Genomic DNA, 14,054 nt, shown 5'->3' with positions numbered 1-14,054 from the left:
ACTTACCCTTCCTTTACAGCATTCTCCTTAATTTTCTTAAGGCGCTTCATTACATCGTTTTCTCCACGACCAAAGTAATCATGTAATTTTACATATTCTTTATAAATAGCTTCATATCTCTTCATATTTTCAGGGATAGGTTTTATAGATTGTTCCTTAAGTCTTGTCATCTTTTTAGATGCCTCTTCTATAGAATCAAATCCTCCAAGTTCCTTTCCTGCTGCAACTGCAGCAAACATAGCTGCACCTATTGCAGGTGCTTGAAGATGTTCAGCTATAAATATTTCTTTTCCTGTTATATCTGCATATATTTGATTTAACATTTGATTTTTATGAGGTAATCCTCCACAAACAATAAGCTTGTCGATTTTTATATCATTTTTTTCAAAATTATCTATAATTAATCTCTTACCAAAAGCTGTAGCTTCTATTAATGCTCTATAAATTTCTTCTGGCTTTGTTTCAAGATTCATACCAAAGATAAGTCCTGTAAGATCAGTATCTACTAAGATAGATCTATTTCCATTCCACCAATCTAAGGCTAATAGTCCACTTTCGCCAATATTTAATCTCTTAGCTTTCTCTTCTAGTAATTGATGAATATTCATATTTCTTTCATTTGCTTCATTAAAATATCTTTCTGGAACTTGATTTTTAACAAACCAAGCAAATATATCACCAACAGCATTTTGTCCTGACTCATAAGCATAATAACCTGGTACTGCTCCATCTTTTACTACACCACATATCCCTGGTACTGGAACCTCTTTATTTCCAAGTGTAATATCACAAGTTGATGTTCCCATAATATTAAGCATTGTTCCTGCTTCAATAACTCCAGTTGGAGCAACTGATACATGAGCATCTACATTTCCTATAGCTACTGGTATACCTGTGTTTAGCCCTGTAGCTTCTGCTACTTTCGATAAAAGATTTCCAGCCTTCTCTCCAACGGAATAGAAAGTTGTTCCTATCTTTTCTTCTATAACGTTTTCCATCAATGGATTTAAAGCTTTAAAAAATTCTTTGCTTGGAAATCCTGTTTCTGCATTCCAAATAGCTTTATAACCAGCAGTTGTCTTATTACGCATTTCTACTCCAGTTAACTGCCAGGTAATCCAATCTGTAGCTTCTATAAATCTATCCATTTCTTTATAAACTTCTGGTGCTTCTTCAGCTATCTGCATTAGTTTTGGAAATAACCATTCAGATGAAATCTTACCTCCATAATATTTAAGCCAAGCTTCATTCCTCTTTCTTGCAATGGCATTCAGCTCATCTGCTTGTCCTTGTGCAGCATGATGTTTCCATAGTTTTACCCATGCATGAGGATTATCGTGCCATCTATCAATATTCATTAAAGGAGTTCCATCTGCCTTAACAGGAAGAACGGTACAAGATGTGAAATCAACAGAGACACCAATAATGTCATCCTTTGATATTGTTTTACAAGCCTCTTGAACTGCTTTTTTAACAGTTGTAATAAAACAATTGTAATAATCATTTGGATTCTGAAGTGCCCAGTCGTTGCCAAGCTTAATATTAGTTCCTGGCAAATATTCATCTATAACTGCATCAGGATAATCCATAACATCTGATGATAAAACCTCACCATCTTCTAAGCTAACAACTACTGCTCTTGCAGACAAAGATCCAAAATCAACTCCAACAGTATATTTATTTGACATTTTTACCGACCACCTTTTCTTAAGTTAATCGCTTTCATAAGAAAAGCATAATATTCATACGTACAAATGTCAATATTTATTTTTAAATTTATACGTACTAATATTCTACATAATGTTGTTAAGTCAGTTCAATTTTGATATAATTTATGTAAAATATTTTATTTAGGAGAAGATCATGAAACACAAATATGAAGAGGTAGAAGAAAGTATTATAGACTGGGCCAAAACTGGCAGATACAAACCTCACGAAAAAATACCAACTGAATCAGAATTAATGGAAATATTCAAGGTAAGTAGGCATACTATAAGAAAAGCCATAGGTGATCTAGTTTCTTTACAATATGTTTATAGAATCCAAGGAAGTGGCATTTATTTATCTAATTGGACAGAAAATAGCACTAATATCATAGATACAAAAAATGTAGCCGTACTTACAACTCACATATCTAATTATATTTTTCCAGACATAATTAGAGGTATGGAAGATACTCTTTATTCTGAGTCCTATTCACTTTTATTATCTTCAACAAACAACAACGTTATGTTCGAAAACAGCAATTTAAAAAATTTGTTAGCTCACAAAATAGATGGACTTATTTTAGAACCAACAAAGAGTGCATATCAAAGTCAAAATATTGGGTATCTAAACAACATAATTGACAAAAATATCCCATTTGTAATGATAAATGCTTGTTACGCCGGACTAGATTCGCCAAGCCTTAGAGTAGATGACTTTAAAGGTGGAAAACTTGCAACAAATCATCTAATATCCTTAGGGCATACAAATTTGATGGGTATTTTTAAAGTTGATGATTCTCAAGGGATTAATAGAATGAACGGATTTATTTCAGAATGCCAAGAAAATAATATTGCACCTACACCAGGACAAATTTTAACTTATCTTTCTGAAGAAATAACCACATCCCTTCCACCAAAAATAGAATATGCATTAAAATCTGTAAAAAAGCCTACAGGAATCTTTTGCTATAATGATGAAATAGCATTTATGGTATTAACCATTGCTGAAAAACTTAATTTAAGAGTTCCCGAAGATCTTTCAATTGTAGGCTTTGATGATTCTCATCTTGCAGTAGTAATGAATCCTAATCTAACTTCCATAACTCACCCTAAAGAGCAAATGGGTAAAGATGCTGCTAACTTAATTATAAAATTAATTAATAACAATAATAAATTTGAACCTACTGATTCAATTCTTTATGATCCAGAACTTGTTGTTAGAAATTCAACCTGTGAAATAAAAAAATAATTTTTTAAGTCCTCTGCACTAAGACTGCAAGGGACTTTTCTTTTCTTCTTTATTCCAATTTGTACGTATAAAAAAATATTTTGTATTGACAATTATACAGATAAATATTACCATTTAAGAGTAATCGCTTTCATAAAAAGTTAATATTGTTTAAATATACTAAATTTAAGGAGGAGTTTTCAATGGAAGGAAACAATTCACATAAGCATTCTTTATTATTTATAATCTTAATTTCTTGTGCTGCAGGTCTTGGCGGTTTACTATATGGTTACGACACTGCAGTAATATCCGGTGCAATAGGTTTTCTAAAACAATTATATAACCTATCCCCTGCTATGGAAGGTTTCGTAATTTCTAGTATTATGGTTGGTGGTGTCATCGGTGTTGGTTTTTCTGGTTTTTTAGGTGATGCTATCGGTAGAAGAAAGGTATTAATGATTGCAGCTGCATTATTTGCTATTTCCGCTGTAATTTCTGCTGCTTCTACTACTGTATTCGTCTTAATATTTGCTCGTATAATAGGTGGACTAGGTATTGGAATGGCATCAGCATTATCAGTAACATACATCACTGAATGTGCTCCTCCATCAATACGTGGTAGGTTATCTTCTCTGTATCAGTTATTTACTATATTCGGTATTTCAATAACTTATTTTGTCAATCTTGCAATCGTAAACATGGGTGGAGATTCCTGGAGAATTTCTACAGGTTGGAGATATATGTTAGCATGTGGAACTCTTCCAGCTGTAATATTTTTATTAACTCTATTCTTTGTTCCTGAAAGTCCACGTTTCTTAGTTAAATCCGGTAATCTTGAAAAAGCATCTGCTGTTTTAACTAAAATTAATGGTCCTAAAATAGCAAAAGAAGAACTTGATTCTATTTCAAAATCTATTGACTCTGAAAAGGATTCATCATTAAAACAACTTTTTCAACCTGGACTTCGTAGTGCTCTATATATAGGTATTTTCTTAGCTATATTTAATCAAGCTATTGGTATGAACTCAATTACTTACTATGGTCCTGAAATATTTCAAATGATCGGATTTAAGAGTAATTCAAGTTTCCTTGCTACAAGCATTATAGGTGTAGTTGAAATTTTCTCAACTGTTTTAGCCATGTTCTTAATAGATAAACTTGGTCGTAAAAAGTTAATGGAAATAGGTTCAGCTCTTATGGCAATTTTCATGCTATTAATCGGAACTTCTTTCTATATACATCTTTCTAATGGATATTTAATCTTATTATTTATTGTTTGCTTTGTTGTTTCTTTCTGTATTTCAATGGGACCTATTCCTTGGATTATGATTCCTGAAATATTCCCTAATCATTTAAGAGCACGTGCAACAGGTATAGCAACAATTTTCTTATGGGGTGCTAACTGGGCTATTGGTCAATTTACACCAATGCTTCTAAATGGTATTGGAGGAGCTTATACTTTCTGGATGTTCTGTGGAATAAATGTATTTTGTTTTATAATAGTTAAAACTAAAGTTCCAGAAACTAAGAATAAATCTTTAGAAGAAATAGAAAAATTCTGGCTTCCTAAATCAAAAAAACATGTTTCACCTTCTTTAGATGCAAAATAATTTAATATAAAGAATCCGTAACCCTTTAATAAAATTTTATATAAATTAGAAAGATGATTACTGAACATTCAGTAATCATCTTTCTAATTTATGCTATTAATCTAATTTTACCTTCAAAAACCTTATGTCCATTAATCCTCATTATATTTTTTCAATAACATTATAAATATTAAAACTTCATTTACTCATCAGCTTTTTTAGTAAGATTTCTTTTATCATTATCTTTTTTTATAATCTCCTCTGCTAACTCTTTTGAAAATTCTACTGCTAATTTCCCCCTATACCTCTTAATATTTAAACTTCTAACAGCTAAATTTTGAGCTTTGGAGCTACTAAAAGATTTCATTCCAAGATAAATTAATGAATATAATGCTATCATTACAACTCCAGCTATAAGTCCTACTCCTTGACCTGAAATGAATGGCATACTTAAAATAACAACAATCATGCCTATTAGAGCAAATAAAGATGCATAGGGAAATCCAGACATCTTCCCCTTTCCATCATTAGAATATCTATTCATTTTGCGAAATCGTATATGAATAGCCAAAATTACTACATATGTAAAAAGAAATGCAAAGCCACTTGAACTTATTAAAAACAAATATACTCTTGGAAACAAAAGACCTAGCCATAATGCTATTAACATTGAAAGTCCAGAAAACAACATTCCTCGGAAAGGTACATCTCTTTTATCTTTTAACCACCTTGGCGCCTGACCTTCATCTGCAAGTGATCTCATCATCCTTCCAATTCCAAACATAGATGCCAGTGAAGCAGATAGTATTGCTGTAATAAGAACTAAATTCATAACTGCACTAGCCCATCCCATTCCCCATCTATTAAGAGCAACTACCATAGGGCTTATACTCTCACTTAGTTCAGCTGTTGGAACAATTGGAAGTAATACAATAACAGAAAGTATATATAACCCTACAAGTCCAAAAACAGTATTTCTAATTGCTTTTGGAACTGTTTCCCTAGGATTGGCTGTTTCTGATGCAGCTAATCCAATTATTTCAAAACCTGCATAGGCAAATATAACTATAAGCATGCTGCCTGCAATGCCCTTTAATCCTCCTGCCATAAAAGGCTCCCTAGCTAACTCTCCAACTCCAATTGCTGAAGTTCCTGGAATTATTCCTGTAATCAATAGCACTGATATAATAATAAAAAAAACTATTGCTAATAATTTCACTGAAGCAAGACTGCTTGCTAACTTACCTATCTTATCTGCTCCTAAAAGATTAAGCAGAGTAACAGCAATTATTATTATGCTTCCCATCAATGATACAGGTATTTTAGGAAGCCAATTAAGTATCAAAATTGATACAGCAGTAGCTTCACTAGACATAGAAAGAATCATTCCAGTCCAATACACCCAGCCTACAACAAATCCAGTTCCTGGTCCAAATACCTGTGTTGCAAAAGTACGGAAGGAGCCAGAATGAGGGTTTGCTACAGTTAGCTCAGATAAGGCATATAGTATATAATAAACTAATATACCTCCTAAAATATAAGATACTATAATAGAAGGTCCTGCCGCATTTATGGCTACAGAAGATCCAAGAAAAAATGAACCTCCTATAACAGTTCCTAGAGTCATCATTGTAAGATGACCTGCTGATAATCCTTGATGTTTTTTTTCCATAATACTCTCGCCTCCCAGACTAAACCAATCTAAAACTAATAGTATTATTCCTCAAATATTTAAATACATTCAGTTTCTTAATAAATAAATTAAGGATAGAATTTCTTCTATCCCTGAGTATATAAAATATTTAAAAATTTCTTCCGTTCCATCCCCAATCACTAACTTCCTCATACTTAACATATATTTCATTTTGAGGTATTTCTAATTCTTCTTCATAAATATTACAAATAGCTTCTGTTAATTTTTCATAAGCATCTTTACTTGTTTTTCCGAATATTTTAACTTCTACAAAAGCACCCTTTTCCAGCTTCTCTCCAGCAAAATATAATGAATATTCATCTTCGAAGCCAACCATTAAATAAGTCTCACTTTTTCCTGGAATTAATTCTATAGCCTTTCCTAACTTCGTTTTTATAATTCCTTCTTTTTCTTTTGAGATTTTAACACTAACTTTTGATCCTATAAATGGCATTATTCTATCCCCTTTCAAATTAAACTTATATATTAATATTACAATATAATTTTATTATGTACTATATTTCTTAGAAATAGTGCCTAATAGCCTCAGAAAAATATAATACCTAAAAAGGATATTTCAAAGCTTATAAAAAATCCAAATCATAAAATATATATTTTTATGTCAGCAAATCCAAGAAATTTTAGGTAATATATGGTAAAATAGAGATAAGAAAGTAAACGTTATCTGAAAGGAGGGTATAAATTTTAAAATAAAAATTTTAACATTTGGAGGGAATTTTTATGAAAAGAATAAAAATTAAAAAACTTTATAAGAGAACAGCGTTTGTAGTAATTGCTAGTATGATATTTTCAATAATGCCTGAAGGATTTATTGCAAAAGCTGATAGTAAAGATTCAGAAAATCACTTAAAACTACATTATGATTTTAGTCAAAAGGACGGCAATATCGTTAATGATATTTCTAATAATGGAAATAACGGACAATTATTTGGAGGTGCTACTTATGTAGATGATATTGGTGATGGAGCTTTACAGCTTGATGGTGTTAATGGATATGTGAAATTGCCAGATAATATTACTAAAGGACTAACTGATTTTACAATTAGTACAACTTATGAGATAGACTCTGTTTCACAATGGTCTAGACTTTTTGACTTTGGAAGTGGTGTAGATAATTATATGTTCTATACTCCAACATCTAATCAAAGTACTTCAAGAATTGCCTTTAGTAAAAACTCTAAAGAGGCTTATTACAATACAACAAGGTTAGTAAATGACACTAATTCTTGGAGAAACTTAACTTTAGTTATGTCTAAAGGAAATTTAACTATTTATGATAATGGTGATGAAATATTAAATAAACAGGTGAATATAAATTTAAATGATTTAGGAAACACCACAAGAAACTTTATTGGAAAATCTCAATATGATGGAATACTTTCAAAATATACTGATCCTTATTTTAAAGGTAAAATAGCTGATTTTAAAATATATGACACAGCACTGGATAAAGAGAATGTAAAAGAGTTATCTTCAGGCTTAGAAGAGGATTTATTAAATACTGATGTAAAAAAATTATCATTAAATAATACAGAAGTTAGTGAAGATATCACTTTACCCTTAGCTGGAGAACATGGCTCAAAAGTCACTTGGGTATCAAGTAATAATGATGTTATAACTTCAGAGGGTAAAGTTACTAGACAAGCTGTAGATACTAAAGTTAAATTAACAGCAACAGTAACTAGAGGAAACCTAACTGCTACAAAAGATTTTGATATTATAGTTTTAGCTCCAAATCAAAAGGAAGATATAAAAAAAGATTTTAATGAATTATCTGTTGGACTTGTTACTGTAGCAACTGAAGATTTATATCTCAAAACAGCTACAAAATATGGGTCAACTGTTTCATGGAAATCTTCAGATACATCATTAATAGAAGACAATGGAAAAGTTCATAGACCTGAAAAAGGAGAAGGAAATCAAAATGCAACTTTAACTGCCACAATAAAGAATGGTGAATATACTATGTATAAAGATTTTAATATAAAGGTTTTAGAAGAATATTCAGCATATATAATGGCTTATTTCACAGGAGAGCAAACTGAAATAAGTGATTCATTACATCTTGCTTATAGTTATGATGGTGTAAATTGGACACCTCTTAATAATAATAAAGGTATTTTGTTCCCAAAGACAGGAACTAAGCATATCCGTGATCCTTTCTTATTTAGAAAACAAGATGGATCATTTGGATTACTTGCGACTAACAATTGGAACGACAATAAAATTTACACTTGGAATTCTAATGATATGATCAATTATAGTGATGAAAATCTTGTTACTATGAATTCAGATGGACAACATGCATGGGCACCAGAATGTATTTATGATAAGAAAAATGGACAATATAGAATCTTCTGGTCTGGCAATGTTATTTACTCTAATACAACAAAGGATTTTAAAACTATGTCAGAGCCTAAGGAATACTTTAATCCAGGTTATTCAGTAATTGATGCAACTGTTGTAGAAAATAATGATTCCTATTACATGATTTATAAAGATGAAACTAATTCTGGTAAGAGTATAAAAGTTGCTAAGTCTAATTCTTTAGAACCAGGTAGTTTTAATGTTATCACTAATAATTTCATAACAGATGCTAAATGTGAAGGACCAACAATAGTTAAATCCTTAAATTCAAAGGATTGGTATGTATTATATGACAGATATTACGAAGGTAAATGGGGAGCAGTAAAAAATACAAACCTTGATAACGAAGCTGACTGGAAAGCATTAAGTGATACTGAGTTTACAGTACCGAAAGGCGCAAGACATGGAAGCACTGTTAAGGTTACAGAAGCTGAACTTGATAACTTAAAAAATAAATTAGGAAAAGTAACTAATACTGGTGTGGAAGATATTAATGTTACAACTAAAGAAGGGGTAAAGCCAGAACTTCCAAAGCAAGTTAAAATGAAATATAGTGATGGCTCAACCGATGACATGAATGTAAACTGGGAGAATATTGATGAAAGAAAGTATAAAAGTGAAGGTTCTTTTGAAGTTAAAGGAACTGTTCCAAATTTGTATGAATACTCTAATCCATTGATTGAACAAAGAGCCGACCCATATATATACAAACATTCTGATGGATATTATTATTTTACAGCTACAGTTCCTGAATATGATAAAATTGTTTTACGAAGAGCAAAAACAATTGAAGGGTTAAAGGATGCAGAGGAAGTTACAATATGGACAAAACATGCTACTGGAGAAATGGGTTCTCACATATGGGCACCAGAGCTTCATTATATTGATGGAAGATGGTATATGTATTTTGCTGCTGGAGCAGCAGAAGATGTATGGGCAATAAAACCCTATGTGCTTGAATGTAATGGAGATAATCCAATAGATGGAACTTGGACTGAAAAAGGAGTTGTACAAAAAGCAACTGAAAATAATTCTGTAGTTAATGCATTTTCTAACTTTTCACTTGATGCCACAACCTTTGAAATTAATGGACAAAGATATCTAGTATGGGCACAAAAAGATTCAGCAGGTAATTCAAACTTATATATGGACAAGATGGTAAATCCATATACAATAGAAGGTAACCCAATCCTTTTAACAAAACCTGAATACGGCTGGGAAACTATTAGATTTAATGTTAATGAAGGACCTACAGTTATTAATAGAAATGGAAAAGTTATCATCGCATTTTCAGCTGCTGGAACAGGATCAGAATATTGTGTAGGAATGCTAACAGCAGATGAAAACAGTAATTTAATGGACAAAAATGCTTGGACAAAAACGCAATACCCAATATTGACAACTGAAGATTTGAATAGAGAATATGGTCCTGGACACTGTACATTTACAGTAGATGAAAAAGGTAATGATATTTTAGTTTATCATGCAAGATCCTATGCAGAAATAAATGGAGACCCATTAAATGATCCTAATAGAAGCACAAGGATTTTAAGAGTTCATTGGAATAGTGATGGAACTCCAAATTTAAGAATGTCTAATAAAGATATTCTAAATGATAAATTTAAGACTATTACAGCAACAATAAATGTAGCTAAGAAAGAAAAGACTATTACAAGCATTGCCAAAACAGATTTAACCACAACAGTAGGAAAAAATGTTAATTTACCAAAATGCGTGAATGTAAATTATAATGATGGAACAAATGAACCGCTTGAAGTATTATGGAATGAATATAATAAAGATTTAATAAATAAACCTGGTAAATTTGAAGTTGAAGGAAATGTTCAAGGAACAGAAATTAAAGCTATAGCTGAAATTACAGTTTTAAAGCAAGATATTCCAGACCCATCACTTTTTGATATTATTAAGAATTTTTTTGACAAGATATTAGATTGGTTGAAAAAGATATTTAATTAGGTTTATAAGGGCTTTTGTACTAAATAATTAATTCAAAGCCCTTTCAATTATACCCTTTAAATCTCTCTAACTCTCAAATAGTTCTCTTAAATATTCTTGATACTCTTTGCTATTTTCCCTACTAATATTGAAATACTCATTTATATTTAAGAACTCTTCTTTTCCCATATAATCTGCCACTTCTTGATACTGCATGAATGCTCTTAAACTGCTTTTATATACTTGTACTATATACTCACGATTTAAAGGTGATAATTCATTTTCAAATTCTTTAAATGTTAAATTTAATATATCTGATGTTTTCATATATCCTCTTAAACCTGACCCCTTAGCATAAAGCTTAATAGCCCTATTTCTATCAAAGGCTGGCTTTTCCTCCTATATTATTCATTTCTCTTTTTTTATTTTTTAATTTAGAAAAGCTTATACCCTCAGCTTTCCTAAATTAAAAATTTCTCTCTAAAAATATCTCTTTTCTCCAAACCCGTCTTCAACCAAATTGAAATTTTTTAACCCGTTATACATATCTCACATCATAATTATATTCAATTTAATTGAAGTGGTCAAGAAAATTTATGGAAAAACATATATTGTTTAAAATTATTCTTGTATAATATACTTGAAGATACTTAAAAAATAGGAGGTTTATTTCTTGAGAAAATTAATATCTAATCTAGGAGATCACTACGGATTATATGATTTACATAAAGATTATAGTAAAACAGATCAATTTTTTTATAATGAAAAAGAAGTTATTGAACTTAATAGTGATGATTCAAAAGTTTATTTTGAGCCCAAGCTACCAAAAATAGAATTTGAAAACAGTTTTGAAGAAAATAATTACATACATGGAAAATTAAATTTCTTAAGTCAAGTCAGCAGTGAGGAATGTAATAAAGATGCAATATTTTATTATGATTTGTGCAAGTGCAAGAATGAAGATAAAGAAAATGTTAATGTTATTATGATTCACGGATGGAGAACAAGCAAACTGGATAAACTAGAAAATTTGTTTTTAAAAGATTTCATCGAGAATAATTATAATATTTATAGATATGTATTACCATATCACTTAGACAGGTCCCCTAATACGTCATCTTTTAGTGGAGAATATTTCTTTAGTGCTAATGTAAATAAAACTATAAAATCAATTCAGCAATCTGTTAATGATATTAGAGCATTGATCAAATTTATAAAAAATAATAAAAAAGGGAAAATTATTTTAATGGGCTTATCCTTAGGAGGGTTAGTTACAAATTTAGTATCTGAATTTGAAAAAGAAATTGATTTATTAATTTCTTTATTTTACGCAAATGATTTATCTTTTGTAACTTTTAAAAGCATACCTGGAAAATTTATAAAACAAGATTTTGATAACCATGATTTTCATATTAACTTACTAAGTGAATCTTGGAAAGTTATAAATCCTGGTATAAGAAAACCATTAATAAGTTTAGATAAAATATTTTTGGCTTCTGGTATATATGACAAATATGTTTTAGAAGAAGATACAAGATCCCTTTGGGAAAATTGGGGGAAACCAAAAAGGCATTTGTTTAAATGCGGACATTCAGGAATAGTTTTATATAAAAACAAGATAAGAAAAGAAACTTTAACATTTATAAAGGAAAGGTTATAAACTATGGTATTTACTGTATTATCCATTTGGATAGCAGCATTAGTAGCTATTATAAAAGATAGTAAAACAGAATCAACAATATGGTTAAGTGCTTTTTTATTCACGTTAGGAATTGGTGGATTTTCTGTAATTATTAAAGAAAATTATTTTGTTGATAATTTCCTTATTACTGAAAGTGGAATGAATAAAATATATTTTTTTAATGCCTTAGCTTCAGCTATTTCTCACAATCTTGTTCCATACTTCTCTTTGCTATATGGTATATCTTATACCAGTATTTCAAAGAAGTATAAAAAAATACTCTATAGTTTGCTACTTATACCTCCAATTTTATGCTTTATATTTTTACCGTTAAAAAGTAACTATTTGAAAACACCTGAAGAAATTATTTTATATTTTAGAATAATTTCTATATGGATTGTACCATACATGACAACCTCAGTTGTCTTACTGATGTATTCTTTTCTTAAAGAAAAATCAAGGTTCATGAAACGGTATAAGGTTTTAAATATAATAATTATTATTCCTGCTATTATATATATAATTTTATTTAATATCATTTTTAGAGCTTTAGGGATAGATGAAAATTGGAGATACTGCAGTGTATTAGTTCCTATTCTTTTTTTAGGGTTTATTTTCTTTGCATATAAAAACGGTGTTTTTGGAGTTAGATTTAAATTTGATAAATACAATTTTGCATTTGAAAATATAAGTGATTTTATATCTGATTCCTTTATTGTATTAGATAAAGAACTTTTTATTGTAAGAACTAATTCATTATTTGTTAAAAACTTCCTATACGATATAGATAAGAAATATGAAAAATTCGAAACTTTACTTAAAGACAGTAAAATATTTAATTATGAAAAAGAAATAATAAACTTAATAAATGAATCAAAAGATAAAGCTAAAATGATAAAAATATCTGTAAATAACAAAAATAATATAGAGTATTTTGAAATACAAGCCAACCCTGTAAAAATACAAAAAGAATTTTTTGGAACAATGCTCTTATTTAAGGATATAACAACTCATGAAAGAAACTTGGAGCTTATAAAAGAAAACCATATCCAATTAATTGAAAAGGAAAGACTTAGATCTTTAAGTCAACTTATAGGTGGAGTTGCACATAACTTAAAAACTCCTTTAATGAGTATCGGTGGTGGCAATGCTATTATTAAAAGAAATATAGATAAAATATATGAGTATACTAAAGAAAATTGTTCTCATAGTGATGATGATGTTTATATAGAAAAACTAATAAATGAAATTAATAATTGGCAAGATAGAAATAAGGAATATTTGCTTTATATGACAGATATAATGAATGCAATAAAAGGTCAATTGAAAGAAGTTGATGAAAACTCTAATGATATAAGCTTTACAATCAAAGAAGTCATTAATAGAATTACTTTACTTATGACATTTGAAATAAAAAAGCATAAATACGAATTTATTAAGGAAGTAGAAATTGATGAGTCAATAAAAATTAATGGTGAAATTAATAATATTATTCAAGTATTAAATAATATTATTAATAATGCAATGGAAGCAAGTACAGAAAATAAACTAATAATATTAAAGGTTTATCAAGAAGCTGATAGCATAATATTTTCTGTTAAAAATTTAGGCGAGAAAATCCCTGACGATATACAAGAAAAACTGTTTAAAAAAATGGTCACTACTAAAGGTAAAAATGGAACTGGATTAGGCTTATACATATCACAATCAATTATAAAAGGAAGTTTTAATGGTAGTATATATTTTAATAGTACTGATAATGAAACTATCTTTTACATAAAGATACCAATTAATTAAAACCAAATTTAAGGAG

9 protein-coding genes are annotated in these 14,054 nt (G+C 29.6%); 5 read left to right on the top strand and 4 right to left on the bottom strand.

Annotated elements, in window-relative coordinates; genetic code table 11:
• Positions 1-2: 2 nt before the first annotated feature.
• Positions 3-1,688 carry a ribulokinase gene (locus FAY47_RS08190; protein WP_143316218.1) on the bottom strand — a complete coding sequence of 562 codons (1,686 nt, stop codon included), beginning with the start codon at positions 1,686-1,688 and terminating at the stop codon, positions 3-5.
• 175 nt (positions 1,689-1,863) lie between these two features.
• Between FAY47_RS08190 and FAY47_RS08185 the strand changes: the two genes are divergently transcribed.
• Both FAY47_RS08185 and FAY47_RS08180 read left to right on the top strand, forming a co-directional pair.
• A complete protein-coding gene (locus FAY47_RS08185; protein ID WP_143316217.1) occupies positions 1,864-2,955 on the top strand; it encodes a GntR family transcriptional regulator in 1,092 nt (363 codons plus the stop codon).
• Positions 2,956-3,137: 182 nt separating this feature from the next.
• Complete coding sequence (locus FAY47_RS08180) at positions 3,138-4,544, top strand: sugar porter family MFS transporter (protein ID WP_143316216.1); 1,407 nt, start codon at positions 3,138-3,140, stop codon at positions 4,542-4,544.
• A gap of 181 nt (positions 4,545-4,725) precedes the next feature.
• On the opposite strand, the gene FAY47_RS08175 is transcribed toward FAY47_RS08180, so the two are convergent.
• The gene (locus FAY47_RS08175; protein WP_143316215.1) at positions 4,726-6,195 is read right to left on the bottom strand and encodes an amino acid permease; all 1,470 of its coding nucleotides are present in this window, start codon (positions 6,193-6,195) and stop codon (positions 4,726-4,728) included.
• 130 nt (positions 6,196-6,325) lie between these two features.
• Positions 6,326-6,670 carry a phenylpyruvate tautomerase MIF-related protein gene (locus FAY47_RS08170; RefSeq protein WP_143316214.1) on the bottom strand — a complete coding sequence of 115 codons (345 nt, stop codon included), beginning with the start codon at positions 6,668-6,670 and terminating at the stop codon, positions 6,326-6,328.
• Positions 6,671-6,957: 287 nt separating this feature from the next.
• Between FAY47_RS08170 and FAY47_RS08165 the strand changes: the two genes are divergently transcribed.
• Complete coding sequence (locus tag FAY47_RS08165; protein ID WP_143316213.1) at positions 6,958-10,581, top strand: family 43 glycosylhydrolase; 3,624 nt, start codon at positions 6,958-6,960, stop codon at positions 10,579-10,581.
• Positions 10,582-10,647: 66 nt separating this feature from the next.
• Here the strand turns inward: FAY47_RS08165 and FAY47_RS08160 are convergent, their stop codons facing one another.
• Positions 10,648-10,887, bottom strand: a complete 240-nt coding sequence (locus tag FAY47_RS08160; RefSeq protein WP_143316212.1) for a hypothetical protein — start codon at positions 10,885-10,887, stop codon at positions 10,648-10,650.
• A gap of 346 nt (positions 10,888-11,233) precedes the next feature.
• Between FAY47_RS08160 and FAY47_RS08155 the strand changes: the two genes are divergently transcribed.
• Together FAY47_RS08155 and FAY47_RS08150 are read left to right on the top strand one after the other, a co-directional pair.
• On the top strand, positions 11,234-12,220 hold the full coding sequence (locus FAY47_RS08155; RefSeq protein WP_143316211.1) for a lysophospholipase: 987 nt from the start codon (positions 11,234-11,236) through the stop codon (positions 12,218-12,220).
• A 3-nt stretch (positions 12,221-12,223) separates the two neighbouring features.
• On the top strand, positions 12,224-14,038 hold the full coding sequence (locus tag FAY47_RS08150) for a HAMP domain-containing sensor histidine kinase (protein WP_143316210.1): 1,815 nt from the start codon (positions 12,224-12,226) through the stop codon (positions 14,036-14,038).
• Positions 14,039-14,054 lie beyond the last annotated feature (16 nt).

This window comes from Clostridium sp. HBUAS56017 (assembly GCF_007115085.1).
GTDB classification, from domain to species: domain Bacteria; phylum Bacillota; class Clostridia; order Clostridiales; family Clostridiaceae; genus Clostridium; species Clostridium cibarium.
This window is presented reverse-complemented; position numbering and strand designations above follow the sequence as displayed.

Excerpts from the sequence above, each read along its gene's own strand:
- FAY47_RS08190 (WP_143316218.1), bottom strand. The coding sequence starts at position 1,688 with ATGTCAAATAAATATACTGTTGGAGTTGATTTTGGATCTTTGTCTGCA.
- FAY47_RS08185 (WP_143316217.1), top strand. The coding sequence starts at position 1,864 with ATGAAACACAAATATGAAGAGGTAGAAGAAAGTATTATAGACTGGGCC.
- FAY47_RS08180 (WP_143316216.1), top strand. The coding sequence starts at position 3,138 with ATGGAAGGAAACAATTCACATAAGCATTCTTTATTATTTATAATCTTA.
- FAY47_RS08175 (WP_143316215.1), bottom strand. The coding sequence starts at position 6,195 with ATGGAAAAAAAACATCAAGGATTATCAGCAGGTCATCTTACAATGATG.
- FAY47_RS08170 (WP_143316214.1), bottom strand. The coding sequence starts at position 6,670 with ATGCCATTTATAGGATCAAAAGTTAGTGTTAAAATCTCAAAAGAAAAA.
- FAY47_RS08165 (WP_143316213.1), top strand. The coding sequence starts at position 6,958 with ATGAAAAGAATAAAAATTAAAAAACTTTATAAGAGAACAGCGTTTGTA.
- FAY47_RS08160 (WP_143316212.1), bottom strand. The coding sequence starts at position 10,887 with ATGAAAACATCAGATATATTAAATTTAACATTTAAAGAATTTGAAAAT.
- FAY47_RS08150 (WP_143316210.1), top strand. The coding sequence starts at position 12,224 with ATGGTATTTACTGTATTATCCATTTGGATAGCAGCATTAGTAGCTATT.